Source organism: Myceligenerans indicum (assembly GCF_016742955.1).
In the GTDB taxonomy this organism is placed as follows: Bacteria; Actinomycetota; Actinomycetes; order Actinomycetales; family Cellulomonadaceae; genus Myceligenerans; species Myceligenerans indicum.
On record NZ_JABBYC010000023.1, the window covers coordinates 36243 to 63085 of the forward strand.

The 26843-nt window shown below is 70.1% G+C and carries 18 protein-coding genes and 1 tRNA gene; 8 read left to right on the forward strand and 11 right to left on the reverse strand.

Annotated elements, in window-relative coordinates; all coding sequences use genetic code 11:
* The first annotated feature begins 56 nt into the window (after positions 1 to 56).
* The gene (locus HGK34_RS13090) at positions 57 to 1610 is read left to right on the forward strand and encodes an alpha/beta hydrolase (protein WP_201847989.1); all 1554 of its coding nucleotides are present in this window, start codon (positions 57 to 59) and stop codon (positions 1608 to 1610) included.
* Between the two features lie 177 nt (positions 1611 to 1787).
* Positions 1788 to 1863 (forward strand) — tRNA-Thr (locus HGK34_RS13095).
* A gap of 55 nt (positions 1864 to 1918) precedes the next feature.
* On the opposite strand, the gene HGK34_RS13100 is transcribed toward HGK34_RS13095, so the two are convergent.
* A complete protein-coding gene (locus HGK34_RS13100; protein ID WP_201847990.1) occupies positions 1919 to 2947 on the reverse strand; it encodes a GlxA family transcriptional regulator in 1029 nt (342 codons plus the stop codon).
* A 70-nt stretch (positions 2948 to 3017) separates the two neighbouring features.
* Here HGK34_RS13100 and HGK34_RS13105 point away from each other — a divergent pair, with 70 nt between their 5' ends.
* The 3 genes from HGK34_RS13105 (at position 3018) to HGK34_RS13115 (ending at position 7205) form a co-directional block, all read left to right on the forward strand.
* The gene (locus HGK34_RS13105) at positions 3018 to 4343 is read left to right on the forward strand and encodes an MFS transporter (protein ID WP_201847993.1); all 1326 of its coding nucleotides are present in this window, start codon (positions 3018 to 3020) and stop codon (positions 4341 to 4343) included.
* A 93-nt stretch (positions 4344 to 4436) separates the two neighbouring features.
* Positions 4437 to 5120 (forward strand): peptide deformylase, encoded by a 684-nt coding sequence (gene def, locus HGK34_RS13110; protein WP_201847995.1) that lies wholly within the window; start codon positions 4437 to 4439, stop codon positions 5118 to 5120.
* Positions 5121 to 5339: 219 nt separating this feature from the next.
* A complete protein-coding gene (locus HGK34_RS13115; RefSeq protein WP_201847997.1) occupies positions 5340 to 7205 on the forward strand; it encodes a CocE/NonD family hydrolase in 1866 nt (621 codons plus the stop codon).
* An 18-nt stretch (positions 7206 to 7223) separates the two neighbouring features.
* Here HGK34_RS13115 and HGK34_RS13120 read toward each other — a convergent pair whose 3' ends face one another.
* The gene (locus HGK34_RS13120; RefSeq protein ID WP_201847999.1) at positions 7224 to 7841 is read right to left on the reverse strand and encodes a hypothetical protein; all 618 of its coding nucleotides are present in this window, start codon (positions 7839 to 7841) and stop codon (positions 7224 to 7226) included.
* Between the two features lie 278 nt (positions 7842 to 8119).
* Here HGK34_RS13120 and HGK34_RS13125 point away from each other — a divergent pair, with 278 nt between their 5' ends.
* Positions 8120 to 10678: an ATP-dependent Clp protease ATP-binding subunit gene (locus HGK34_RS13125; protein ID WP_201848001.1), complete on the forward strand. Its 2559-nt coding sequence runs from the start codon at positions 8120 to 8122 to the stop codon at positions 10676 to 10678.
* A gap of 162 nt (positions 10679 to 10840) precedes the next feature.
* On the opposite strand, the gene HGK34_RS13130 is transcribed toward HGK34_RS13125, so the two are convergent.
* From HGK34_RS13130 to HGK34_RS13160, 7 genes are all read right to left on the reverse strand, one after another.
* Positions 10841 to 11722 (reverse strand): hypothetical protein, encoded by an 882-nt coding sequence (locus HGK34_RS13130; protein ID WP_201848003.1) that lies wholly within the window; start codon positions 11720 to 11722, stop codon positions 10841 to 10843.
* A gap of 81 nt (positions 11723 to 11803) precedes the next feature.
* Positions 11804 to 12550 (reverse strand): DUF624 domain-containing protein, encoded by a 747-nt coding sequence (locus tag HGK34_RS13135; protein ID WP_201848005.1) that lies wholly within the window; start codon positions 12548 to 12550, stop codon positions 11804 to 11806.
* A 142-nt stretch (positions 12551 to 12692) separates the two neighbouring features.
* Entirely contained in the window at positions 12693 to 14384 is a 1692-nt protein-coding gene (locus HGK34_RS13140) for a DUF5597 domain-containing protein (RefSeq protein WP_201848007.1), read from the reverse strand.
* Between the two features lie 154 nt (positions 14385 to 14538).
* Entirely contained in the window at positions 14539 to 16128 is a 1590-nt protein-coding gene (locus HGK34_RS13145) for a GH39 family glycosyl hydrolase (protein ID WP_201848009.1), read from the reverse strand.
* A gap of 248 nt (positions 16129 to 16376) precedes the next feature.
* A complete protein-coding gene (locus tag HGK34_RS13150; RefSeq protein WP_201848011.1) occupies positions 16377 to 18032 on the reverse strand; it encodes an ABC transporter substrate-binding protein in 1656 nt (551 codons plus the stop codon).
* 136 nt (positions 18033 to 18168) lie between these two features.
* A complete protein-coding gene (locus HGK34_RS13155) occupies positions 18169 to 19089 on the reverse strand; it encodes a carbohydrate ABC transporter permease (RefSeq protein WP_201848013.1) in 921 nt (306 codons plus the stop codon).
* Positions 19083 to 20105 carry an ABC transporter permease gene (locus HGK34_RS13160; RefSeq protein WP_201848015.1) on the reverse strand — a complete coding sequence of 341 codons (1023 nt, stop codon included), beginning with the start codon at positions 20103 to 20105 and terminating at the stop codon, positions 19083 to 19085. The genes HGK34_RS13155 and HGK34_RS13160 overlap by 7 nt, the downstream gene beginning before the upstream one ends.
* Before the next feature lie 273 nt (positions 20106 to 20378).
* Here HGK34_RS13160 and HGK34_RS13165 point away from each other — a divergent pair, with 273 nt between their 5' ends.
* Positions 20379 to 21425 (forward strand): LacI family DNA-binding transcriptional regulator, encoded by a 1047-nt coding sequence (locus tag HGK34_RS13165; protein WP_244666695.1) that lies wholly within the window; start codon positions 20379 to 20381, stop codon positions 21423 to 21425.
* Between the two features lie 143 nt (positions 21426 to 21568).
* Positions 21569 to 24277, forward strand: a complete 2709-nt coding sequence (locus HGK34_RS13170; RefSeq protein ID WP_201848017.1) for a glycoside hydrolase family 9 protein — start codon at positions 21569 to 21571, stop codon at positions 24275 to 24277.
* 272 nt (positions 24278 to 24549) lie between these two features.
* Here the strand turns inward: HGK34_RS13170 and HGK34_RS13175 are convergent, their stop codons facing one another.
* Positions 24550 to 25650 (reverse strand): cellulose binding domain-containing protein, encoded by a 1101-nt coding sequence (locus HGK34_RS13175; protein ID WP_201848019.1) that lies wholly within the window; start codon positions 25648 to 25650, stop codon positions 24550 to 24552.
* Positions 25651 to 25934: 284 nt separating this feature from the next.
* A complete protein-coding gene (locus tag HGK34_RS13180) occupies positions 25935 to 26699 on the reverse strand; it encodes a hypothetical protein (RefSeq protein ID WP_307815947.1) in 765 nt (254 codons plus the stop codon).
* Positions 26700 to 26843 lie beyond the last annotated feature (144 nt).

Sequence of the window (26843 nt, forward strand, 5' to 3'; positions counted from 1 at the left end):
GTGAATCCTGCCGTGCCGGGGCGAGTCACGGTCGTGATTTTCGATAGGTTGTCCAGGTGATCCGCCCAGCCCGACGCCCCGCGGCCACCGTCGCCTGCCTGCTCGTGCCCGTCCTGCTGCTCGCAGCGTGTGCGGTACCACCGAAGAACCAGGTGGCGCTCGAGGATGTGGGGAAGTCCAGCAGCGCGACGGAGGGGAGTTCTGCCGCGGCATCGGGCGCTCCCGACGGCTTCGAGGACTTCTACACCCAGCCGGTCGAGTGGAGCGACTGCGGCGGCTTCGAGTGCGCCACCGTCGACGCCCCGCTCGACTGGCACGAGCCCGGCGCCGGCAGCATCGAGATCGCGATGAAGAAGCTGCCTGCCACCACCGACGACCCGCAGGGGTCCCTCCTGGTCAATCCCGGGGGGCCAGGCGCCTCCGGCATCGGGCTCGTGGAGTCGACCAGCAACTTCGGCTTCCGCCTGCGCGCCGCGTTCGACATCGTCGGGTTCGACCCGCGCGGTGTGGGCCAGTCCACGCCGGTGACCTGTGTGGACGATGAGACGAAGGACGAGTTCCTCACCACCGACTACCCGGAAACGGACAAGGGCATCGCCCAGCAGATCGAAGCCATCCGCCAATGGGGCAAGGCGTGCGCCGAGAACACCGGCGACCTGCTCGGCAACGTCGACACGCAGAGCGCGGCACGTGACATGGACATGCTGCGCGCGGTCCTGGGCGACGAGAAGCTGAACTATCTCGGCTACTCCTACGGCACCCAGCTGGGCGCCACCTACGCGGGTCTCTTCCCCGGCAACACGGGCAGGCTCGTGCTCGACGGCGCCATCGACATCACGCTCTCGCCGGACCAGGTGGCCGCGGAACAGGCCGTCGGCTTCGAGAACGCGCTGCGCGCCTACGTGGAGGACTGCCTCGCCGGGCCCGACTGTCCCCTCGGCGGCTCGGTCGACCTCGGACTGCAGCAGATCAGGGCGATGGTGAACGATGCCGCGGCGCACCCCATCGCCACCTCCTCCGGCCGGTCGGTGACGAAGAACCTCGCGTTCTACGGGGTCGCCATGCCGCTGTACAACGAGGCCAACTGGTCGTACCTGACCACGGCGCTGCGGGAGATCTTCTGGGAGGGCAGGGGCGACACGCTCCTGCTGCTCGCGGACAGCTACAACGACCGCAACGCCGACGGCAGCTTCAGCTCCAACAGCGAGGAAGCCTTCCGGGCGATCAACTGCGCCGACGACCGCGCCACCGAGGACCTCGACAAGATGAAGCAGCTCGCAGCCGACATCGTGGCCGAGGCACCCACCCTTGGCGAGTCCTTCGGCTACTCGGGCATCGGCTGCGCCGACTGGCCGTACCCGCCCGCGAAGAAGGAGTTCGACGTCCACGCGAAGGGGGCGGCACCGATCATGGTCATCGGAACCACGAACGACCCCGCGACCCCATACCGCTGGTCGAAGGCTCTCGCCGGAACCCTCGACTCCGGGTTCCTCGTCACCTACGAGGGCGAGGGCCACACGGCCTACGGCCGTTCCAACGAGTGCATCGACGGCGCCGTGGAGGACTACCTCGTGGACGGCGAGGTCCCGGACGGCGCACTGACCTGCTGAAGGCCGTGTCCGACGGCGGTCGTGGCAGGGTGGGGCGCTCGCGCGAGACGGTTCGGCCGGCCGGTCCACTCGTCATGAGCCCCTCGACGTAGATCACATCCGATTCGCTTTGGTGACTCGGCCCCACGTCAGGTACTGTTGTGGCCGCTGCCAGGTGGCTCGCCACCGGGACGCAACGCCGCCTTAGCTCAGTCGGTAGAGCGGTTCACTCGTAATGAACAGGTCGACAGTTCGATTCTGTCAGGCGGCTCCAGGGCGAAAGCCCGGACCAAGCCCCCGATGTCCATGACATCGGGGGCTTCGTCGTCTCAGGCCACCGTGCGGAACGTGCGCCGGTATTGCGTCGGCGTGACGTCCAGCGCCGCCTGCATGTGCGCCCGCAACGACTGTGCAGTACCGAAGCCGCAGCGTGCGGCGATCCGTTCCACGGCAAGGTCCGTGTCCTCCAGGTACTGGCGGGCCGCGTCCACCCGCTCCCGTATGAGCCACTGTCCCGGGCTCTCGCCGGTTTCCTCGCGGAACCTGCGGGTGAAGGTCCGGACGGACATCGCGGCGTGTGCGGCCATCTCGGCGAGCGTGGGGGGCCGGTCGAGTCGTCGCAGGATCCAGGCTCGCGTGGCGGCGGTGCCGGGACCCCGGGCGTCAGGCACGGGGCGCTGGATGTACTGCGCCTGACCGCCGTCGCGATGCGGAGGCACGACCGTGCGGCGAGCGACATCGCGCGCGACGGCCGGACCGTGGTCGCGGCGGACCAGGTGCAGGCAGAGGTCGACGCCGGCCGCGACACCCGCCGAGGTGAGCATGTCGCCGTCATCGACGTAGAGCACATCCGGGTCGATCCGGACCCGGGGATGCAGCTCGCGCATCAGGTCCGTGTAGTGCCAGTGGGTGGTGGCCGGTCGGTCGTCGAGCAAGCCCATGCCGGCGAGTTGGAACGCCCCCGTGCAGATCGAGACGATCCGCGTTCCGGGACGGATCCGGCCGAGTGCCGAGGCCATGTCAGGTGCGACGACCCCGCTCGTGAAGGCCGGCCCCCGCTCCGCGACGGCCGGGACGACGACGGTGTCGGCCGACTCGATCACGTCGGGTCCGTGATCCACGAGCACGCTGACGTCCGAGTCGGAGCGGACGAGCCGGGCCTCCCGGGTGGTGCAGGTGATGACTTCGTAGAGCGGTTCGTGACTGTCCTGAGTGCGGGCAGTGCCGAGGATCCGGTGCGGGATGCCCAGTTCGAACGGGATGAAGCCGTCGGTGATCAGTACCGCGACGCGGTGTCGCCGTCCGGCGGACCGTGGTTGCCCGCGTGCTCCGGAACGGGGAAGCCGGTGACCTGTCATGGCCGGATCCTATCGGCATACGACCATCAGGCCACTGGCTGGAGCCCTACCGGCACCGCAGGCTGAGGCCATGACACAGACCGGCACCCCCGCCCCGGCTACGCGGCCGGACCCGCCCCGCCGACCGGATCGCCGGTATCGCACCTCTCCACGGGTTCACCCGGCCTGGTGGGTCGCCCTGGTCAGCTTCCTCACGATCCTGGGCGCGGCGGCCTTCGCCGCGGCACCAGGTCTCCTGGTCGATCCCCTGCACGCCGACTTCGGCTGGTCCCGCTCCACCATCGGCATGGGCCTCTCCGTCCAGCTCGTGCTGTACGGGATCACGGCACCGTTCGCCGCCGCACTCATGGACCGCTTCGGGATCCGTCCCGTGGTGGCCACGGCACTCACGATCATCGCGATCGGCGCGTTCGCCACGATCTGGATGACCGAGCCCTGGCACTTCGTTCTCACCTGGGGTGTCATGGTGGGCCTGGGCAGCGGCTCCTTGGCGCTGGCCTTCACGGCGACTGTCACACAACGCTGGTTCTCCAAGCGCCGAGGACTGGTCAGCGGCGTGCTGACGGCGGCGACCGCGTCCGGCCAGCTCGTCTTCCTGCCCCTGCTCGCCTGGCTGGTGGAGAACCAGGGCTGGCGTGCGGCGTCGACCGCCGTGGCGCTGTCGTGCGCGCTCGTCATGCCCCTGGTGCTGCTCCTGCTGCGGGACCACCCGGCCGACGTCGGGCTCGCGCCCTACGGTGGTGACGAGTTCGTCCCCAGGCCGCCGGCCCGGCGCGGCGTCGCCCTGCGCACTCTGACCGCGCTGTTCCGTGCGGCGCGCACACCGGTGTTCTGGCTGCTCGCGGGAGCTTTCGCGATCTGCGGCGCGACGACGAACGGCCTCGTGCGCACCCATTTCGTGCCGTCCGCGCATGACCACGGGATGCCCGTCACGGTGGCGGCCTCCCTCCTGGCGGTGATCGGTGTGGTCGACGTCGTCGGGACGGTCGGCTCCGGCTGGCTCACCGACCGGTTCTCCCCGCGGGCCCTGCTCGGCGTGTACTACACGCTGCGCGGCGTGGCGCTGCTCTTCCTCCCGGCGCTCATGGCACCGCAGGTGGAGCCGCCGATGGTCCTCTTCATCGTGTTCTACGGGCTGGACTGGGTCGCCACCGTCCCGCCCACGCTGGCCCTGTGCCGTGAGATCTACGGCGAGGAGGCTCCTGTCGTCTTCGGGTGGGTGCTGGCGTCCCATCAGGTCGGCGCGGGCGTTGTCACCTGGCTCGGCGGCTTGGCCCGGGACCTCACGGGGTCCTACGACCTGGTCTGGTACGGCGCGGGTGTGCTGTGCGCCGGTGCTGCGCTCATGTCGCTGCTGATCCGCCGCGTCCGTCACGGGGATCCGGCCGGCGCCTGACGGGCCGCGGGGCGGGGGCGGGGCAGCTTTCCGCATCGCCTGTCGCACGGCCCGCGAGGAACCATCCGCCCTCGCCGACTACGCTCGTCCACCATGTGGAGCTTCGGACGACGCAAGCCCGTCACCTACCTGCTCGGTGAGCCGGTCGACGACTACCCGGCGCAGGCGCCCGAGGCGCACCGCGGCCGTGTCCTGCGGATCACGGAGATCGGTGAGCCGGTGCTGCACAGCCCGACCCGCAAGGTCACGGAGTTCTCCACCCCCGAGCTGAACCGGCTCGTCGACGACATGTTCGCCACGATGGAGGTGGCCCAGGGCGTCGGCCTCGCGGCCACGCAGGTGGGTTCCGACCTGCGCGTGTTCGTCTACGACGTGACGGACGAGCGCGGGGACCGGCACGTCGGCCACGTCGTGAACGCGCAGCTCGAGACAGACCCGGACGCCGAGCCCATCGAGGAGGACGAGGGCTGCCTGTCGGTCCCGGGCGCCTATGAGCCGCTCCGGCGCCCCGGCGCCGCGACGGTCCGTGGCGTGGACCGCGACGGCGCCCCGGTGCAGCTGACCGGGACCGGCTTCCTGGCCCGCGCGTTCATCCACGAGACGCAACACCTCGACGGGACGCTCTACTGGGACCACCTGTCGCCCGAGCTGCAGCAGGACGCCCTGCGCCAGCGGGACGAGGAGCGTGAGGAGGTCCTCGCGCAGCGCCACGAGATCGCCGTCGAACTCGGCAAGAAGCCTGCGGACTATCCGGCGGAACCGGCGGGCGGGAAGTAGCCGGGCGTACCTTCCCGGGCGGGGTGCTCGCGACCTCGCCAGGGCGGCCACCGGGCCGGAGAAGGGCGGTACCCCCTGGCCGGCATCGTCCCGGACCACCCCGACGGCCGGACGGTGACCGGTTTCCGCCACCGGGTGGGTGAAAATTAACCCCCTCGCAACATCCCCAGCTTCGGACATACGTAACATCACTGGCATCCCCACCATTCAGGAGGATCGATGCGTGTGCCCAAGCTTGCCGCCGCCGCGGCGGGAGTCATGATCGGTACGACGGCGTTCGTGGCCCCCGCGGCCGCCGGCCCGGCCGGACCGGCGGGGCCCGGCCCGGCGATGTCGCCGGACGAAGCCCCCGTCACCCACGACGAGAACCCCCGGGTGCCCGAGGGCGCCGTGTGGACGCAGCACTACTTCCCGTCGACCGACGGGGTGGAACTGCATGCCGACGTCCTCCGTCCCGCAGGCCTGCGGGAGGACGAACCCACGCCCGTGATCCTCGCGGTGGGCCCCTACTTCGCCCACGCCGGACAGGTGGGCGACGACGGCTTCGACGTGGCCGGGCCCTCCGAGAGGTTCGACGACTTCCTCGACGGCGCCGACGTGTTCGCCGAGGGCTACACCTGGGTCATGGTCGACCTGCGAGGCTTCGGCGGCAGCACCGGCTGTCTCGACTGGGTCGGCCCCGGCGAGCAGGCGGACGTCGGTGCCGCGATCGAGTGGTCGGCAGCGCAGCCGTGGTCCAACGGCAAGGTCGGCATGTACGGCAAGTCGTACGACGCCGTGACCGGCCTGGTGGGCAACAACCTCCGCCTGCCCGAGCTGCGCGCCGTCGTCGCCCAGGAACCCGTCTGGGACATGTACAACTACCTCTACTCGAACGGCGTCCCGCGGCCGAACGCCCAGGGCACGCCCCAGGCGTACAACGGCATCGCCACCCTCGACCCCATGAGCGACGACGACGCCCGCTACCGGGCCAACGCCCGCTACGAGGACTCGCACCCGGAATGCCTCGCGGACAACCTGGAGAACAACCAGGACCCGGACCCGGCATCGGACTACTGGGCCGCACGCGACCTCGCCGCCCTCGCCGCCGGCAGCGACACGCCGCTGTTCGTGACCCAGGGCTTCGTCGAGCCCAACACGAAGCCCGAGGACATCCAGCAGTACCTCGACAACCACGGCGGGCCGCAACGCGGCTGGCTCGGGCAGTGGGACCACGTGCGCGGGAACGACACCGTGAGCGACGGCCGCCTGGCCATGGGCCGTGAAGGCTGGTTCGACGAGGTCATGCGCTTCTACGACGAGTACCTCAAGGACGTCGGACCGACCGTGCCGGACCCGGCCTACGCGATCGAGGACAGCACCGGCTCGTGGCGCACGCAGCCGTCGTGGCCCGTGTCCGACCGCACTGTCCGTGCCGCACTCCCGGACGGGGTCTTCGTGGACGACGGCGGATGGCGGGGCGGGTCGTCACCCACCGCCACGTCCTCGGCGGAGCGGGACCCGGCGCGTGACGTGGGGCGGTGGGACATGGAGAACGCCCCGCCCGCGATCGGGCTCACGTCGGCCGACGAGAACGCCGCCCGCCTGGGGGCGGAGCGTGGGCCGGGCCGGGGCGGGAAGACCCGGCCCGCGTCGGCGTACGTCGTGTGGTCGTCGCCGGTGGACGGCCCGACCCGCGTCACGGGAACCCCGTCGGTCGGCCTGACGGCATCGGCTCCGGGCAACGTGATGGTCAGGCTGTTCGACGTCGCGCCCAGCGGCGATGCGGTGATGTTCGACGAGAACGTCGCGCTGCTGGACGGGCCGGGCCGGGTCTCCTTCGACCTGAAGTCGACCGACTGGACGCTCGGCGCGGGGCACAGCGTCGCCGTGCAGGTGGGATCGATCGTGGACGGCGGCTGGTGGGCAACCCCGTCGGGCGAGACGGTCACGGTCTCGGACGCGGTGCTGGAGCTGGAGCTGGCCGACCCGGCCGGCGACATCCCCACGGCCGGGGCGGCCTCGCCCTACCTGGAGACCTACCTGCGGGGCCACAGCATCACGTTCGACGAGATCGGCGGGCCGGACTTCGACCTCGGTCTCTGAGCGGCGCCGGCCCGCGGGTCAGAAGTGCGGGCCGTCGTCGCCGTGCTTCAGGTTGCGGATCGGGCGGGTCACCACGTCGATGCGGTCCACGAGGCCTGCCGGGCCCGTGACCACGAGTGCGCGGTCCGCGGCCGGCGCGTAGATCGCCGCGACGTCGCGCACCGTGACCGCCGTCCCGGCACACGTGTGCCCGTCGACCAGGAAGTCCACCGCCACGCTCGGCACCTCGTCGACCTCGGCGACGATGGCGCGCATGGCCGTGCGGTAGTCCTGATAGGCCTCGGCGAAGTCGATCGGGTCCGGGGGCAGGTCGGCGGAGTCCGGGTCGATGTCCGCGTGCAGCGGTGCCGCGAGGGCGCCGCTGCACGCCGCTCGCACGATGTCGTCGACCTGGTCGTGCGGCGCGGCCACACGCAGTGTCTCCACCTCGAGGGCCTCGCCGGCCACGGAACGGTAGCCGCGGACGAAACGCTCCTCGGTGGGGTCGCCGGGGTCCGCCGCCCCGGTGATCTCCTCGTCGACCAGGTCCAGGCCCCAGGTGAGGGGATCATGGACCTCGCCGACGACGCCGGAGAAGCGTGCGAAGCGCGCGACGATCTGTTCCCACTCGGGTGTGCGGCCGGTGTCCTCCGGCATGGTTCCTCCTGGGCTCGGCTTAGGTGCGAGCCTGCCGTGCCACGCGCGAACGGTCAACGATCTCTTGTGGTCGACACGCCGCCGGACGGGCGGACCACGGCGTGTCGACGTGGCTTGAGGGAGTCTTTGCCCCCTGGCGTCACGCCCCTGGCGAACATGGGCACATGTGGGTCCGCCGTGTCGTTGTGAGCACATAGAGTCGACAGCAGTCAGGTTGTGTCGTCCGCCGGGTCCCCACCCAAGGGACGCGGCAACGCCGCCCGTGTGAGGAGCTGATCATGTTCGAGAGATTTACGGATAGGGCCCGCCGGGTCGTTGTCCTCGCGCAGGAAGAGGCGAGGATGCTCAACCACAACTACATCGGGACCGAGCACATCCTCCTCGGCCTCATCCACGAGGGTGAGGGAGTGGCTGCCAAGGCGCTCGAGTCGCTCGGGATCTCCCTGGACGGCGTGCGGACGCAGGTCACCGAGATCATTGGTGAGGGCCAGCAGGCGCCGAGCGGGCACATCCCGTTCACGCCGCGCGCCAAGAAGGTGCTGGAGCTGTCCCTGCGCGAGGCGCTGCAGCTCGGCCACAACTACATCGGCACCGAGCACATCCTGCTCGGCCTCATCCGTGAGGGCGAAGGTGTGGCGGCCCAGGTGCTGACCAAGATGGGTGCCGACCTGAACAAGGTGCGCCAGCAGGTGATCCAGCTGCTGTCCGGTTACCAGGGCAAGGAGCCGGTCTCCGCCGGCGGCCCCACGGAGGGCCAGCCCGCGGGCTCGGCCGTCCTCGACCAGTTCGGGCGCAACCTCACCCAGGCCGGTCGCGAGGGCAAGCTGGACCCGGTCATCGGCCGCTCCCAGGAGATCGAGCGGGTCATGCAGGTGCTGTCCCGACGCACCAAGAACAACCCCGTGCTGATCGGTGAGCCCGGCGTCGGCAAGACGGCCGTCGTCGAGGGCCTCGCCCAGGACATCGTGCGCGGCGACGTGCCCGAGACGCTCAAGGACAAGCAGCTGTACACGCTGGACCTGGGCGCGCTCGTGGCCGGATCGCGCTACCGCGGTGACTTCGAGGAGCGCCTGAAGAAGGTGCTCAAGGAGATCCGCACCCGTGGCGACATCATCCTGTTCATCGACGAGATCCACACCCTCGTCGGTGCGGGTGCGGCCGAGGGCGCGATCGACGCCGCGTCGATCCTCAAGCCCATGCTGGCGAGGGGCGAGCTCCAGACCATCGGTGCCACCACGCTCGACGAGTACCGCAAGTACGTCGAGAAGGACCCCGCGCTGGAGCGCCGCTTCCAGCCGATCCAGGTCGCCGAGCCGTCGCTGGAGCACGCGATCGAGATCCTCAAGGGCCTGCGGGACCGTTACGAGGCGCACCACCGCGTGTCCATCACGGACCAGGCGCTCGCCTCGGCCGCGACGCTCGCGGACCGCTACATCAACGACCGCTTCCTGCCGGACAAGGCGATCGACCTGATCGACGAGGCCGGTGCCCGCCTGCGGATCCGCCGCATGACGGCGCCGCCGGAGCTCAAGCAGCTCGACGAGGAGATCGCCGACGCGCGCCGGGACAAGGAGTCCGCGATCGACGCGCAGGACTTCGAGAAGGCCGCAGGCCTGCGTGACAAGGAGAAGCAGCTCACCCAGGTCCGGGCCGAGAAGGAGAAGGCCTGGAAGTCGGGTGACCTCGACACGGTCGCGGAGGTCGACGAGGAGCTGATCGCCGAGGTGCTGGCGATGTCCACGGGCATCCCGGTGGTGAAGCTCAACGAGGAGGAGTCCTCGCGTCTGCTCAAGATGGAGGAGGAGCTGCACAAGCGCGTCGTCGGTCAGGAGACCGCGATCAAGGCGCTGTCGCAGGCGATCCGCCGTACGCGGGCGGGCCTGAAGGACCCGAAGCGTCCTGGTGGCTCGTTCATCTTCGCCGGTCCCACCGGCGTCGGGAAGACCGAGCTGGCGAAGGCCCTGGCCGAGTTCCTGTTCGGGGACGAGGACGCGCTCATCCAGCTCGACATGTCGGAGTTCTCGGAGAAGCACACGGTCTCGCGGCTGTTCGGTTCCCCGCCGGGATACGTGGGCTACGACGAGGGTGGCCAGCTCACCGAGAAGGTGCGGCGCCGGCCGTTCTCCGTGGTCCTGTTCGACGAGGTGGAGAAGGCCCACGCGGACATCTTCAACTCGCTGCTGCAGGTGCTGGAGGACGGACGTCTCACCGACTCGCAGGGTCGTGTCGTGGACTTCAAGAACACCGTGATCATCATGACCACGAACCTCGGGACGAGGGACATCGCCAAGGGCGTGCAGACCGGCTTCAACGCCGGCGGCGACCTGGTGACCTCGTACGAGCGCATGAAGGCCAAGGTCAACGAGGAGCTCAAGCAGCACTTCCGGCCGGAGTTCCTCAACCGTGTCGACGACACGGTGGTGTTCCCGCAGCTCACCCAGGACGAGATCATCCAGATCGTCGACCTGGAGATCGCGAAGCTGGACAACCGCCTGCGCGACAAGGACATGGGCATCGAGCTCACCCCGGCCGCCAAGAAGCTGCTCGCCGAGAAGGGCTACGACCCGGTGCTCGGTGCGCGGCCGCTCAAGCGGGCGATCCAGCGGGAGATCGAGGACACCCTGTCCGAGAAGATCCTGTTCGGCGAGCTCAAGTCGGGTCAGACCGTGCAGGTCGACGGCGAGGGAGAGGGCATCCTCGGCGAGTTCACGTTCAAGGGCGTGACCCGCGGGCGTCGTCGCAAGCCGGCCGAGGCGGAGACCCAGTCGGTCCCCGCGGGCGCCGGCCTGGCGCCGCGCGACCTCCCGCCGTCGGGCGAGATGATCGCGGGCGCGTGACGCACTAGCCGACACGGGACGGCCGAGAGGGCGCCGGGGACTTCCCCCGGCGCCCTCTCGCCGTCCCACCCGCCGCGCGAGGGCGGCGTCGACGGCACGCCATGTCGTCGGCCGCACGGCGTCCCCACGAGCAGACGGAGCCGGCCGAGGCGCCGCGACGGCTCAGGCCCGCGCCTTGGCCGGGAGGCCGATCTCCCAGAACTCGATCGTCTGGAGTACCCAGAACACGGCGAAGGCCAGGAGCAGCAAGGCCTCCACCAGGAAGACCGACTGGGCGGGGAGAGTCCCGTCCGTCGCCCGGACCCCGAAGTATCCCGCGAGCCCGACGACCAGGACCGTCAGCATCGTGACCGCGATGGCACGGTAGGCCCGGCGATATCCTGCCTGGCTCATTCCCCGGGTCCGTTCGTCCGGTCCGCTCGTCACCGACGTGTCCCGCCCGTTCACCCACGCGACGGCGATCAGGCACCCGAACAGCAGCGCGGCCGCGACATAGTGGGCCCAGCCCACGAAGGACACCGGCCACGCCAGGTGCCAGGCGGCGACTGCGACCCCGGCGAGCCAGGTCGCCCACAGGTCCCAGCCCTCGCTGCGCAGCAGGTCACGGCGTCGCGGCCAGGTCGCGAGCACGAGCACGGCAGTTCCGGCGATCAGGAGGGCTCCGACGTTGTTCGCCACGCGCTCCGAGACCTCCAGGCAGTACGGTTCTCCGGCGCAGGCGTCGGGTCTCAGGGGCGTCGGAACCACGGCCGTCAGGAACGCCAGCATCCCGGCGAAGTTCAGCAGGACGTCCTCGCCACCGCTGCGGCCCTTGATCGCGATCAGGCAGAGCCCGACCCCGACGAGCACACCGACGAAGATGCTCTGCACGGGCGTGTAGAAGTAGGTGCTGATCGCACTCAACCACCACTCCTGCCCGGGTGCGGCAGCCGCGTGGTCCGTCGAGATCTGCAACGCCAGCGCGGCGAAGAGCGCCAGCACCATCGCCACGATTCCCACCCGCAGGTAGCGGTAGGTGAGGCTGACACCCTGCGTCTGCGCCATCCCTCCACGATGGCACATGCCGTAAAGAACCGACATCTTGCCGCGCCGCCAGGGTGGAAACCGCCGGTTGCGCGCCGAGGCTCAGTCGCTCGCGGGCACCGTGAACCGTGACTCGACGTCGCGCGCCATCGCCTGGTGGTTGCGCAGCACCGCGGCCGTCCAGAGCACCCCGACGGCGCCGAACACGACGTCCCCGGCCAGCATCAGGATCGCCGCCCCGAGCACCACCAGAGACAGCGCGCCGAGCGTCACCCGCCAGTTGGCGAAAAGGTAGTAGGCCGCGAGCCGCGCGACGTCCTGCATCCGGAAGCTGAAGAGTGCGGAGATGACCATCGCGTTCATCGTCCAGAGCGCCACGAGCACCCCGATCACGATCAGCAGCCCCAGGTACACCTCGGGCACGGCGGCGAGGATGCTCACGCCGTCGCCTGCCAGTGCGCCGCCGTCACCGACGACGCCGGCACCGAGCCCGCCGATCGCGACGAAGACCAGCCCGGGAAGCGCCATGCGCAACGCGTCCGCCCAGTTCAGCCGATAGCCTCGGAAGAACGAACGAGCCGGGGTCAGCGCCTCGGCGTGTTGTCGGTCGCGGAGTGCGAACAGGCCCGCCGTGAACGCGGGCGCCAGCGGTGCCAGGCACAGTGCGAGGACCGGCGCGTTCCCCGGAGAACTCTCCAGGAAGCGGATCGGCAAGGCACTCGGCAATGCGGCCAGGATCATCAGCGCACCCGTCACGAGATACCAGTAGACGGCATTCGTCACGCGTGTGAGCGGCCCTGCCCCGAATCTCTCGCCCGGTGCCGACCGCTGGTCCCCTTCCCTGCTCATGTCCCCCTGATCCCGCCTTCTGAGTCGCAACGTTCGTGCACGATAGCCCGATATGCTGACGAGGGACTGGGCGAATAGTGGCACGTTATCGAGATGGAACCGCACGTGATCGAACTGTCATCAACGCGCCCCCGCACCACTGTCACCGGTATCGGTAGAGCCGGACCCGTTGTACCGTCATGCGGCCCGGCTCCAGGCGGACGTGGCGGCCCTGGTGGGTCTGGTCACCGTTGAGCCACCGCAGGTGATGCCACTCGCCGTCGTCGAAATGGCCCTCCTCGCAGGACAGGATGCCGACCGTCTCCGCCGGCTCGTGGGAGGCGAACGTGACGGTCACGCCGATGCCACCGAGAACGAGCTCGTCCGGTCCGGTGCGGACGACGATCGCGCCGGCAGGCAGCGTCGTGGTGTCGCGGGCGCGGTCGCCGGACTCGTTGATGACGCCGTCGGCGAGGCTCGCGGACTCGACCCGCTCGTAGGTCGCCTCGACCAGGACGTCCTCGAGCCGGTGGCGGTGCGGGGCACGCTGCTCCGGGCCGGGCTGCAGCAGGCCGAGCGTCGTGCCACGGCCCGCGTGCGCGGTGAGCAGTGGCGTGAGCTGCCGGACCACGTCGAACGCACCGCCCAGCAGCCGCGCGGGCAGCTCCTCCATCGTCTCGACGCCGAACACGCAGAAGCCGATCGCCTCGTGCGCGCCGAAGGCGTACAGCGCGTTGGCGGCAGCATCGACGGAGCGCAGAGCCTCAGGGACGAACAGCGGGTTCCCGCCGCGGGTGTACCGCTCGGCCCATCCGGCGAAGTCGGGAAAGTAGATGTCGGGCGCGAGGAAGTCCAGCGACGGCGCCCCGGCCCGCCACACGTCGATCAGGTGCGGCAGGGGCCCGCCGCTCGGGTACTGCCCGGGTGTGTGCGAGGCCCGGATCAGCGCGGCGTTGGTGTACATCGGCAGGTCGAGCTCCGCCTTCCCGGCCGCCGTGACGGCTTCGACGTACCGCGCGAGGTGCCACGCCGTGAACAGCTCGTCGGTCCCGTCGCCGGCGCCGAACACCTCGGCCCAGGTCTCCGTGACCGATGCCGCTGCGGCATCGTCCCGCACCCCCGTGCCGGTGTCGTCCACCGTCCCGGTGTCGCGCCGGCGGACGACGTCGGCCCACTGCTCCCGCAGCCCCGGAGCCAGTGTCGCGAGGTGTTCGTCGAGGTAGGCGACCAGCCCGCCGGGCAACGGTTCCGCGAACGCCGCCTCCGCCGCGGCGCAGCGGTCCCGTGCCTCGGGGATCATCCCGACCTCGTTCTCGACCTGCACCATGACGACGGTGTGCTGCCGGTCGACGTCGGCGAGGTGCGCCATGAGAGCCGCGAACGCGCGCGCGTCCGCGTCCCGGTTCGCCGGGGCGAACGGTGTGAGGATCTCCAACGCCCGTCCGTGGGCGTCCCGGGCGCGCGGGAACCGCGCGGTGTCCGTCTTCACCCAGCCCGGTACGTAGCTCGACATGCTGTTCTTCCAGCTGCCGAACCACAGCAGCACCAGCCGCATCCCGTGGGAGCGGGCGTCGTCGAGCAGCTCGTCCACGCTCCACCAGTCGAAGGCGCCCTCGGCCGGCTCCACGAGCTCCCAGGACACCGGAGCCACGACCGTGTTCAGCGCCATGTCCTGGAACGTCGTCCAGTGGTCGCCGAGAAAGGCGTGCTCGAAGCTGGAGTTGCCGAGTTCGCCCCCGCGGACGGGGAACGGCTCGCCGTCGACGACGAGCTGCGTCGCCGTTCCTGTCCTCCGGAGCCGGGGACGATCGTGCGCGGTGGCCCCGTCCGGCGCCGTGCGCTCCTGCGTGCTCATCCGAAATGCCTCCTGGTCGTGGTGGTCCCGTCCGCGTTGCCGGGTGCGGTAGGCGTCGCTGCCGCCGGTGCGACCCGCCCCGCCCGTCGGCCGCACCGGCCGGGCGTCCTCGGCGGGACCTCGAGAACTGGTGGGAGCCTCTGGAGCCGCGCGATCATCGTCCGAGGACGCGGGTGTCGTCGATCCACGCCGGGGTCTCGTCGCTGACCGGATCGAGCTCGACCAGGGTCACGCCGTGCCGCCCGAGCGTGAGGTCCAGGTCCACGCGCCCGACGCCGTCGTCCCCGGGACGGATCGGTGCCGAGGAGGCGCCGCGACGCGGTTCGGAGGCCTCGCGCAGCAGGTCGAGCTGCCGGGACGACGGCGAGGCGGGGCGCCCCATCTCACCCCAGGCGTGCCAGACGTTGCCGTGCTCGACGTCGACGTCATGACGCAGGAGGAACACGCGTCCGGATCCGGCGGCCGAGACCTGCAGTTCCTGCCACGACGACGTTCTCCCTCCCGCCCCCGGCGTCGGCCACGACACCGGGACGCTGAGGCGTATCTCGTGGCGGTCCGGTGAGTCCGGGGCGTCCGTCCCGCCGACCGGCTGCCAGGCGAGCACCGTCGTCCGGCCGGACGCGGGATCGCGGGAGACGAGGTGGTCCACGCCGCGGGCCAGCACCTCGCCGCCCATCCGTGCCATGAAGGCGTACAGATGGTAGGTGGGCTTCTTGAGCCCGCGGTGGCTCAGCATGCCGAAGCCGCCGTGGAGGATCGAGACCGGGATCCCCGTCTCCTCGAAGACGTCGCTGAAGGTCCAGTAGGAGAAGGAGTCCACGAGCTCGCCGCCCCCGGCGAGGACGGGTGCGAGATAGGCGGCGTTGTAGGCGGTGTCGTGGATGGGGTTGTCGGGGCGGTAGGAGGAGTTGAACTCCGAGACGTGCAGCGGGAGGTCCGCGAGCGGGGTGCCGGCCAGCAGTTCCCGCGGACGGGCGAACTGGTCGAGCAGGTTCTGCGGCGGCTTGAGCGTCTGGTAGACGCCGAACGGCACGTGCTGGGCCGGGCCGGTCGCGTAGGCGTGCACCGACGTGAAGTCGACGGGCACATCGCGTGCGGTGACGAACTCGGCGAACGGCTCCCACCAGTCGTCCGAGCCGGGGGAGATGGCCGGGCCGCCGACCTGCAGGGAGGCGTCCACGTCCTTGATCGCGCGTGCCGTCACCTCGTACAGGCGGAAGTAGGCCTCCTGGTCCGCGTTCTTCCAGAACACGTCGAGGTTGGGCTCGTTCCACACCTCCACGGGCCAGGTGCGGACCTCCTCCAGGCCGTAGCGGTCGACGAGGTGTCGTAGCACCGCCTGAACCAGGCGGGCCCACTCGGCGTGGTCCCGCGGCGGAGTGATGTTGCCCTGCCACCAGAACACCGTGTCCGGGCCCGACGCCAGCGACTCCGGCATGAACCCGAGTTCCAGGAAGGGCTTGATGCCGAGGCTGAGGTAGGCGTCGACCACCTGGTCGACATAGGTGAAGGCATAGCGGGTGCCGCGGTGGCCGGCCTCGTCGTACGGGCGGTGGACGCCGACGTCGTCGGACAGCAGACCGTGCCCGCGGATGTACCGGAAGCCGATGTCGCGCTGCACCAGCGCGAGGGCTTCCTGGTAGTCCTGCCGCAGGGCGAGGTTGAAGCGCCCGGTCCCGACGCACGCCCGCCAGGCGTCGCCGAGGGGTCCGACGGGGTCGGCGGGCACGACGGTGCGGTTCACGTGATGGTTCTCCTCAAATCGGCGCCGGAGAGGGCGCCGAGTACCAGTGCCGGATGCACTGCGGTGGTCAGATGCGGTGTGCTGCGGTCGCGGCGCAGGGGCGGTGCGGGGAGGCGCGCGGTGCCGGTGATCGGCGCCGGGGCGGCGGCATCCGCGAGGGACGCGCCGCTGCCTCGGCGGCCGGGGCCCGCCGGGACGGTTCGGTCAGGGGGCGACCGGACCGTCCCGGCGGGCCGGGGAGGGACGGGTCACCCCGTGACGCCCGCCGCGGCGTTCGCGCGGTCGACGTACTCCTGCATGCCGGCCCCTTCGAGCTCGGCGACGAAGGTGTCCCAGTCGTCCATCGAGCGGTCGCCGAGGATGAACTGGGCGGTGGCCTGGAAGGTCATGTCCTGCAGCGTGGTCTGCTGCAGCCCTGCCTGCTCCTGCTCCATCTCGTCGTAGGCGACGGCGGGCGGGATCTCCAGCTCCTCCTTCGTGGCGTTCATGGCGTCGATGTACTTGACCGCCTCCTCGCTGCGCATCGACATGTCGAGGTCCTCGGTGGAACCGTGCGCCAGCGAGAAGACTCCGTTGTAGTACCCGAAGTCACTGTTCAGCAGCTTGGGCGCGCCGGGGTTGAGCGCGCCCCACGTGATGTCGTCGTGCAGGACGCGCTTGTCGCCGTCCCGGTCGAAGGTCTCGCCCTCCATGCCCCACTTGGCGAACTCCATGCCCTCGTCGGAGTAGTAGAGCCAGTCGACGAACTGCAGCATCGCGAGGAAGTGGTCGGACTGCGCCGCCTGCGCCGAGAACATCAGGCCGGACTCGCGGCGTGAGCCACCGGCGATGTAGTCACCGGCCGGCCCGCCCGGGACGGTGAGCAGCTCGACCTCGGACGTGTCGTCGCCGATCTCCTTGAAGGCGTCGCGGTACTCGAGGATGACCTGGTCGTTGGCGCCGATGGCGGCGGCCTTGCCGGACGCGAACTTCTGCTCGGCCTGGTCGTCCTCCTGGGTGAGGGCCTCCGGGTCGAGCAGGCCGTCGGCGACCAGACCCGCGAAGTACCCCACCAGGGACTTGTACTCGTCGGAACCGCCGGCGTACTCGTACACGCCCTCGTCCTGGTCCCACTGGAGTCCCAGGCCGTAGCCCCAGCCGGCGACGGTGCCGAAGTTCGGCGCCGCGGCGGAGATGGTGGCCTCGATCGGACCGTTGATGGACCAGCGGTCCGTCATGGGGTAGTCGAGGTCCGGGTTCTTCTGCTTGATGACCTTCAGCTGGTCGGCGAACTCGTCCCAGGTGGCCGGCTCCGACAGGCCGGCGTCGTCCCACAGGTCCTTGCGGATCGCCACGGTGTAGGCGCCCGGGATGGTGACCTGGTGGATCCCCGGGATCATGTAGTACTTGCCGTCCTCCTGCTTCTGGGCGTCGATCTCCGCCCCCAAACCCCACTCCTCGACCTTCTGCTCGAAGTTGGGCATGTACTGCACGTAGTCGGAGATCGGCAGCAGCGCGCCGCCGCTGACGAACGGTGCCTCGTCTCCCGGGTAGGTGACGGGCATGATCTCGGGGGCCTCGCCCGAGGAGATGAGCACGGAGCGACGCTGCTTCATGTCCTCGAGCGGCACGTTCTCGAAGTCGAACGTGACGTTCTGGTTGTCCTTCAGATGCTGAAGGATCGGCCAGTCCTCCTGGAACGGGTAGTTCGGGTGATCGCGGTACAGCATGCTGAACTCCACGGGGTCCGTCGCCGTGAAGCTGGTTCCGGCCTCGAAGTCCTCCATGTAGCCGACCTGCGAGGCCATGTCGATCTCGCCGTTGAGGTCTGCCTCGTCGCCGCCTCCGCTGCCGCACGCGGTGAGCGTGACGGTCATCGCGGCCGCGGCGGACGCCGCGACGGCCTTGTGTCGTGTGATTCTCATTGTTCTCCTTCGTTCTGAACGACGTCGTTCATGACGCACACGAGTGAATCGTTTTCTACCGGGCGAGCGACCGCCCGGCGTCGAGGTGCCGGCGCGCGCGGGGGCATCGCTGCCCGGCCCGCGCCGTACAGGTGCCTCAGCCCTTGACCGAGCCGAGCATCACGCCGGTCACGAAGTACTTCTGGACGAACGGGTACACGGCGATGATCGGGACGACCGTCAGCAGCATCGTCACCGCCTTGAGGTTCGATCCGATCTGGACCTCCTCCATGCCAGCCTCCCGTCCGGCGCCCGAGGCGCCTGCCAGCAGGTTGCGCAGGTAGAGGGTGACCGGCTGGAGGTCCGCGTCGCTCAGGTAGAGCATCGCGGGGAACCAGGAGTTCCAGAAGAAGACCGCGTAGAACAGGATCATCGTCGCGATGACGGCCTTGGACAGCGGCAGCACGATCCGGAAGAAGATCCCGTAGGTCGTCATTCCGTCGATCGCCGCCGCCTCCTCGAGCTCGGCGGGAAAGTTCTCGAAGAACGCCTTCATCACCAGCAGGTTGAACGCGCTGATCGCGTTCGGGACGATGATCGCCCAGACCGTGTTCTTGAACCCGAGGTTCGTGATCAGCAGGTAGTTCGGGATGAGGCCACCGTTGAAGAACATGGTGACCACGACCATCCCGATCACGATCCCGCGCCCCTTGAGATGCTTCTTGGCCAGGGCGTAGGCCATGGTGGTGGTCAGCACCATCGCGATCGTCGTGCCACCCACGGTCTGGATGATCGTGTTCCCGTACCCCGTCCAGAAGCGCTCCTGGTGCGCCAGCCAGTCCAGGGTGGTCAGGTTGAAGCCGCGCGGCCACAGGTTGACCTGCCCGGCCATGATGTAGCCCTGCGAGCTGAACGCCTTCGCGGCCAGGTTCACGAACGGGTACAGGGTCACGGCGCAGACGATCACCAGCACGGTGACGTTGACGACCCGGAACACCCGGTAGCTCGCGGTGTCCTTGACGGTCCGGGGAACGTCCCGGACGCGGGAGATGTCGGGGACGACGTCGGTGGTCACCACAGGGAAGCTCCAACCGTGCGCTTCGCGATCAGGTTCGCGGAAAGGACGAGGACCAGGCCGATCACGGCCTCGAACAGGCCGATGGCGGCCGCGTACGAGAACGACCCGCTGTTGATGCCGACGCGGTACAGGTAGGTCGCGATGACGTCCGCCGTCGGGTACGTCAGGGGGTTGTACAGCAGCAGCACCTTCTCGAACCCGACCGCCATGAACGTGCCGATGTTCAGGATGAGCAGCACGACGATCGTGGGACGGATCCCGGGCAGCGTGATGTGCCAGGTCTGCTGCCAGCGGTTGGCTCCGTCGATCCGCGCGGCCTCGTAGAGCTGGTCGTCGATCGTGGTCAGCGCGGCGAGGTACAGGATCGTGCCGAACCCGACGGTCTGCCAGATCTCCGAGGAGACGTAGATCTGCCGGAACCACTCGGCCTTCTGCATGAACGGGATGGGGTCGTTGCCCAGGCCGGAGACGACCTGGTTGATCGTCCCGTTGACCGCGGTGAGCTCGAACACGAACCCGGCCACGATCACCATCGACATGAAGTGCGGCAGGTAGGTGATGGTCTGCGCGAACTTCTTGAACCGTCGTGAGCGCAGCTCGTTGAGCATCAGTGCCAGCACGATCGGCAGCGGGAACACGACGATCAGGGTCAGCGCTCCCAGGATCACGGTGTTCAGGAACACCTCCCAGAACTTCGGGTCCTGGATGAACGCCTGGAAGTAGTAGAGCCCGACCCACTCGTCGCCGAACATCGAGCTGCCCGGCCGGAACCGGCGGAACGCGACGACGTTCCCCGCCATCGGCGTGTACCGGAAGATCAGCAGGTAGATGATCGGCAGGATCAGGAAGGTGTAGAGCCGCCAGTCCTTGCGCAGCGCGCGTGCCCAGGTGTCCTTGTCGCGCAGCGGCTGCGGCGGGCGTGACCTTCCGCCGAGCACTGCGTCCGGCGTGTCGGCCGCCAGTTCCCCTCCGCGGGTTGGCGGGGAGGCCTCGGCCGTCCCGGTGTCTGGTGCCATCGATCCCTCCGGTCACAACGGTGTGACGTGCGCCTCCTTTCTGGAGACTCGCACCACATCATCGTGGATAACGTTTTTCGAAACTATCGGCATCTGCGCCGATAGAAGAAGGCATTGGACGGGACAGTAGGCGGACAGCGGTTGCCGCGTCAAGGCTCAGGGTGTCCGCTGTGGGTCACAATTCAGCATAGGTTCGGCAAATCCGGGTGGCGGACTGGTGTACCGTCATTCCGAAAGTTGCGCGATCCCCGTCCGAAAGAGGTGCCGTCCGAGATGGCCCGTACAGACTCCGGGGCGATGGCAGCGTCCGGGGCAGCCGGTCCGACCATCGCCACCATCGCCCGCGAGGTCGGGGTGTCGGTTCCCACGGTGTCGAAGGTGCTGAACGGGCGGGCCGACGTGGCCGCCGCGACCCGCGCCCGGGTCGAGGCCGCCCTGGAGAAGCATCAGTACCGCCGGCGGCGCGCGGCGCCCGCACCCACCGCCTCGGGGCTGATCGACCTGGTCTTCCACCGGCTCGGCTCCGCATGGTCGATGGAGATCATCCGCGGGGTGGAGGTTGCCGCCGCCGCGCACCGCACCAGCGTGATCCTGTCCGAGCTCGGCGGGGAACACCGTCCCCCGCAGGACTGGCTCGACATGACCATGACGCGTCCCCCGCTCGGCGTGCTCCTCGTTGCGGCGAACCTCACCGACGCCCAGCACCAGCAGCTCGACCGTCGCTCGATCCCGTACGTCGTGATCGACACCGACGGTGAGCCCCCGCCGGACGTGCCCTCCGTGGGCTCGGACAGCTGGAACGGCGGCCTGCTCGCCACGCGCCACCTGCTCGGGCTGGGTCACCGTAGGATCGCGTGCATCACCGGACCGAGTGACATGCTGTGCAGCAGGGCGCGGGTCGACGGGTTCCGGTCCGCGCACGACGAGGCCGGCGTCGCCCATGACCTGTCGCTCGTGGTCAACGGCAACTTCTACGTGGAGGCCGGCTACGAGTACGGCCTGCGGATGCTGTCCCGGCCCGACCGTCCGACGGCGATCTTCGCCGGCTCGGACATGCAGGCGATCGGCGTGCTGCGGGCGGCGCAGGAACTGGGCCTGAACGTGCCCCGCGACGTGTCGGTGGTGGGGTACGACGACCTCCCGCTCGCCTCCTGGGTGGGGCCGCCCCTGACCACGGTCCGCCAGCCGCTGACGGAGATGGGTGCCGCCGCGACCCGGATGCTCTTCGAGATGGCGGCCGGTCAGGTGCCGGCGGTGGCCCGGCTCAATCTCGCCACGGAGCTGGTGCTGCGGGAGTCCACGGCTCCGCCGTCGCGGTAGCCGGGCACGGGCCCGCACCCGGTGCCTCGCCGACCCGGACCCCGGCCACCTAAACGAATCACCCCGACCTCCGGGGTGGTTCGCCCTGTCGGGCGAGGCTAGTGTGACGGCGCCCTTGGAAGCGCTCTCATCGAGGAGTCAGCGTGAAGACCAGACAGCAACGCCGTCGTCCTGCGGTCGCGGCAGCGGCGGCACTCGCCCTTGCGGGCGTGGTGCTCGCACCCGTCGCGGCACAGGCCGAGGACGGCACCGAGATTCTCACCAATCCCACCTTCGACGGCACCATGGACCCCTGGTGGGTGGCCGGCGGCGTCGAGTTCACCGAGTCGGAGGACGGCACCTGGTGTGGTGTCGTCCCCGGTGGTGGCAACCAGTGGGACGTGATCGTCGGGCAGGGCGGGGTCCCCGTCGTCGCGGGCGACACCTACACCCTCAGTGTCGCGGCCTCCGCCTCCCCCGAGGCGTCCGCCCGTGTCGTGGTGCCCGACCCCGAGACGGACTGGCCGCCGCTCTACTACGCGGACATCACGCTCCGGGCCGACGGGCAGATCTTCACCGAGGCCTTCGACGTCGCGGCCGGTGCCGACAGCGAGGTACAGCTCCAGCTCGGCGGCAACGCCGAGGACTTCGAGCTCTGCCTGGACCAGGTGTCGCTGCTCACGGGCGGGCAGGTCGAGGAGTACGAGCCCGAGACCGGGCCCCGGATGCGGGTGAACCAGGTGGGATACCTGCCCGACGGCCCGAAGAACGCCACGCTCGTCACCGACGCGACGTCGCCGGTCGCGTGGGAGCTGCGCGACGCCGACGATGCGGCGGTCGCCGCGGGCGAGACGACGCCCCGGGGCACGGATCCGTCGGCGGGCCTGAACGTGCACACGATCGACTTCTCCGGCGTCGAGGCGACCGGCAGCGGGTTCGTGCTCGCCGCCGACGGCGAGGAGTCGTACCCCTTCGAGATCAGCTCGACGGTCTACGACCAGCTGCGCGCCGACTCCCTCGGCATCTACTACACGCAACGCTCCGGCGAGGAGATCGTGCCGGTGGAGGTCGACGGCGAACAGCTGAAGACCGAGTACGCCCGCCCTGCCGGGCATGTGTCCGAGTTCGGCGGTGACGACGTCAACCAGGGTGACCTGAACGTGCCCTGCCTGCCGCCCGAGGGCGCCGTCGACGACAACGGCAACGCGCAGCTGGGCGCCGACGACCACTACGGCGAGAACGGCTGGGTCTGCCCCGAGGGCTACACCGTCGACGGCACCGGCGGCTGGTACGACGCCGGTGACCACGGCAAGTACGTCGTGAACTCGGGGATCTCCGTCTACCAGCTGCTGTCCGCCTACGAACGGACCTTGCACGCCGACGTCGTCACCGACGGGGCGCTCGGCGACTCCACCCTCGTCATCCCCGAACGGGACAACGGCGTGCCGGACATCCTCGACGAGGTGCGGCACAACCTCGACTGGATGCTCCGGATGCAGGTGCCCGACGGCGTGGAGATGACCATCGACGGCGAGGAGTACGACGCCGGCGGCCTGGTGCACCACAAGCTGCACGACATCGCCTGGACCGGCCTGAACCTCCTGCCCGGCGAGGATCCCATGCCGCGGTACGTGCACCGGCCCTCGACGGCCGCCACGCTGAACCTGGCCGCCGCCGCCGCGCAGGGTGCCCGGCTGTACGCGGAGTACGACCAGGCCTACGCGGACGACCTGCTCGCCGCGGCGCGCCGGGCCTGGGACGCGGCGTCCGCGCATCCGGACATCATCGCCCCCGACACGAACAGCCTGGACCCCAACCCCGGAGGCGGGCCCTACAACGACGCCGGCCTGGGCGACGAGTTCTACTGGGCAGCCGCGCAGCTCTTCCTCACCACCGGCGAGGACGAGTACGCCGACGCCGTGCTGTCCTCGCCGTACCACGTGGGTGGGGCCGACGAGGACATCTGGCGCGCCACCGGCTTCGACTGGGGCTTCACCGCCGCCGCGGCCCGGCTCGACCTGGCCACCGTACCCAGCGACCTGCCCGGCCGGGACGACGTCGTCGCCTCCGTGATCGAGGGAGCCGACCGGCACGTCGCCACCCAGGAGGCCGAGCCGTTCGGCCAGGCCTATCACCCCGGCGACTACGACTGGGGCTCGAACCACCAGATCCTCAACAACGCCGTCATCATCGCGACCGCGTTCGACCTGACGGGCGACGAGCGCTACCGGGACGCGGCCCTGGAGACGTTCGACTACGTCCTGGGGCGCAACGCGCTGAACAACTCCTACGTCAAGGGCTACGGGACGCAGTTCAGCGAGAACATGCACAACCGGTGGATGGCCTCGGCCGACCGGCTGCCTCCGCACCCGGACGGCATGATGGCCGGCGGCCCGAACTCGGCGATCCAGGACCCGGTCGCGCAGGAGAAGCTGCAGGGCTGCGCCCCGCAGTTCTGCTACATCGACGACGTCGGCTCGTGGTCCACCAACGAGATGACGATCAACTGGAACGCGCCGCTCGGCTGGTTCGCCTCCTGGGCCGCCGACATGGCCGATGACGGGGGCGAGGTGGTCACTGACGCCTGTATGGCGGAGCTGACCGTCCACAGCGACTGGGGCAGCGGCTTCCACGCCACCGTGCGGGTCACCGCAGGCGACGCGCCGCTGTCCGGTTGGACCACGTCGTTCGACCTCGGGCAGGCGCGCCTGGCGAACGGCTGGAACGCCACGTTCGGCGTGTCCGGGTCCCGGGTGACGGCGTCCGACGCCGGCTGGAACGGCACCCTGGCCCAGGGCGGCTCGACCGAGTACGGGTTCGTCGGGAACGGCGCCGCGCCGTCGTCCCTCCCGGTGGCCTGCACGGCCCGCTGACCGGCACCGCGCCGGGGAGCCCGGTCCGTCCGTCTCCCCCACGGACCGGGTTCCCCGGCGCGGCCTCGGCCGGGTGTCGCTCTTCCGGGCCTTCGCCGCGGTCTCCGGCCCGAGGGCCGGCGTGCTCGACCGCGGCGCTCCGGCCCTCGGGCCGGAGACCGAGCCGTCCCCCGAGGCGTCCCCCGAGCCGTCCCCCGAGCCGTCCCCTGAGTGCCGTCCGCTGAGCGCCGTCCCCTGAGCGCGGACCGGGATCGGCCCACGGCCCACCGGAGTCAGCTCAGCACGTCGTCGAGGGCGTCGAACCAGCGTGCCGCGATCTTCACGTTCCCCGAGTCGTTCGGGTGCACGCCGTCGTAGGCGTCGTTGGAGGCGTCGAAGCCGGTCCACTGGTCGACGACGACGATCGGCGACTCCGCGGTCGACAGGCTCGCCGCCCACGCCGGGATCTGCGCGTTGAGGTTCACGGCCCGTTGCGCGCAGTCGGTACAGCCGAAGGAGGCGTCCGGTTCGAGCGGGATGATCTGGGCGGCCAGAACGGTGGCGTCCGGGTTGAGCTCACGCAGGTCCGCCACGATCGAGGAGTAGGCGTCGAGGATCTGGCTCGGCGGGACGTTCGACCAGACGTCGTTGGTGCCGAAGTGCAGCAGCACCACGTCCGGCGTGTTCTGCTCCAGCCAGGTGCGGGTCTCCCCGCTCGCGACCACGTTCGTGACCAGGGCGCCGCCGTGGCCCTCGTGGTCCAGGTCGGCACCCGCCGGGGCGCAGCCCGCGTACTGGGAGCCCACGAAGTCGACGTCGTACCCGGCGTCGGTGACGAGCTGCCAGAGGTTCCCGCGCCAGCAGCCGGGGCTGCCGGTGATCGAGTCGCCGAGCGGCATGATCCGGACCGGGTCGCCGGGCGGGTCGGTCGGCGGGTCGGTCGGCGTGGGGCTGGGCGTCGGGTCCGGCGTGGGAGGCGTCTGCCCGTCGCAGAGCGTGCCGTTGACGGAGATCCCCTCCGGCGTCACAGTGCTCCCGGAGCCCACGAAGCCGAACACGCGGACGGTCTCGCCGGCGCCGATCCGCGCGTTCCAGCCGACGTCGGAGCCTGTGAACGTGGTGCCGGTCTGGTTCCAGTCCACGTTCCAGGCGCTGGTGACGGCGGTGTCGGCGGGGAAGTCCCAGGAGATGTCCCAGCCGTCGACCCGGTTGCCTGCCGTGATGCTGATGTCGGCCTGGAAGCCGCCGTCCCAGCCGTTCACGACGTCGTAGTCGACCTGGCAACTGCCGTCGGCGGCGGCCGGGACCGGGCCGAGCACGGGCAGCGCCCCGGCGGTGAGTGCGGCCGCCGCCATGCCGACGAGCAGGATCTTTCGCGTTCGATCTGGTCGCATGTTCACGTCCTCGCAGAAGACGAGCTGGTGCGGAGCCGTGCCGGCGCCCGAGGGCGCCCGGTCGGGCTCGGCCGGGCCGGAGGGACCCGCGACGCTCAGCCTGGCCCGCCGCGCGCCGGGGGACGACGGACTGAAGCGATTCAGTGTGGCCGGCAGCCACGGTCGGCGCGTTGCCGGTCGACGAGCCGCCGGCCGGCGCCACGACGCGGGACAGGACGAGGTCCCACGCGACGCCAACGCCGAGCGGGGCCTCACCCTGCCCCTTGGAAACCGCCACCTACATTTCAGTGGATGGTGCGGCCGTGCGCGTCCGGGACCCCCGACTTCCGGAAGAAGTAGGTGTTGATCTGGTCGCGCCACTCGATCGACGAGCGCAGTTGCTCCGCCAGTCGCTCGGTCACGCGGTCGGCAAGGCGCGGCGCGCCGTCGTCGGAAACCGTCCGGCGGACGCTCTCCCAGGCGGCCACGAAGCCTTCGACCCGTTGCACCCCCTCGAAGTGGGTGTCGTAGATGTGCTGGATCACCGTCTTTCCCGAGTGCAGCACGTGCGTGTACGGGACGTGGTGGAAGAACAGCAGCAGCTCGTCGGGACAGGTCTCGGCCGACTCGTAGACCGAGGCCCACGGCTCCGGGTACAGGCCCGCGTACCCCGTCCCGGTCGCCACCGTCCGGTCCACGCCGATCCCGTCGCGGTCCGCGAAGTGGTAGGTGCCCCAGGGGGTGTACTCGTAGCCGTCCACGTCCGGGCCGTAGTGCAGGCCAGGACGCACCATGAAGCCGACTCCGAGCGGCGAGGTGTACCGCTCGTACGTCTCCCAGGACTGGTCGAGGATCTCGTGCAGCGCGCCGGCGACGGCGTCCGGCGCGCCCGGGAACGTCAGCGCGATCCACTCGTCGAGCAGCGCGACCGGGTCAGCGGCGGGGTCCCAGGCCAGCCGGCCGTAGGCGTAGAGGTTGGCCTGCGCGAACGGGTGACCGGTCCAGAACTCGTCGTCCCCCACGTTCGAGACGGCCACGATCCCGCCGGAGTGACCCACCGTCCCCGCCACGTCCGACCGCCGCCCGGGTTCCCCGTCCCCGTTCCGGACGGACGTCGTGTGCGTTCTGTCGCCGACCTGCTGCACACCATCCGATTGTTCGACGACGGGGGAGCCCGCCGGGGGCGCGGCCGGGGCTGTCTCTTATACACATCT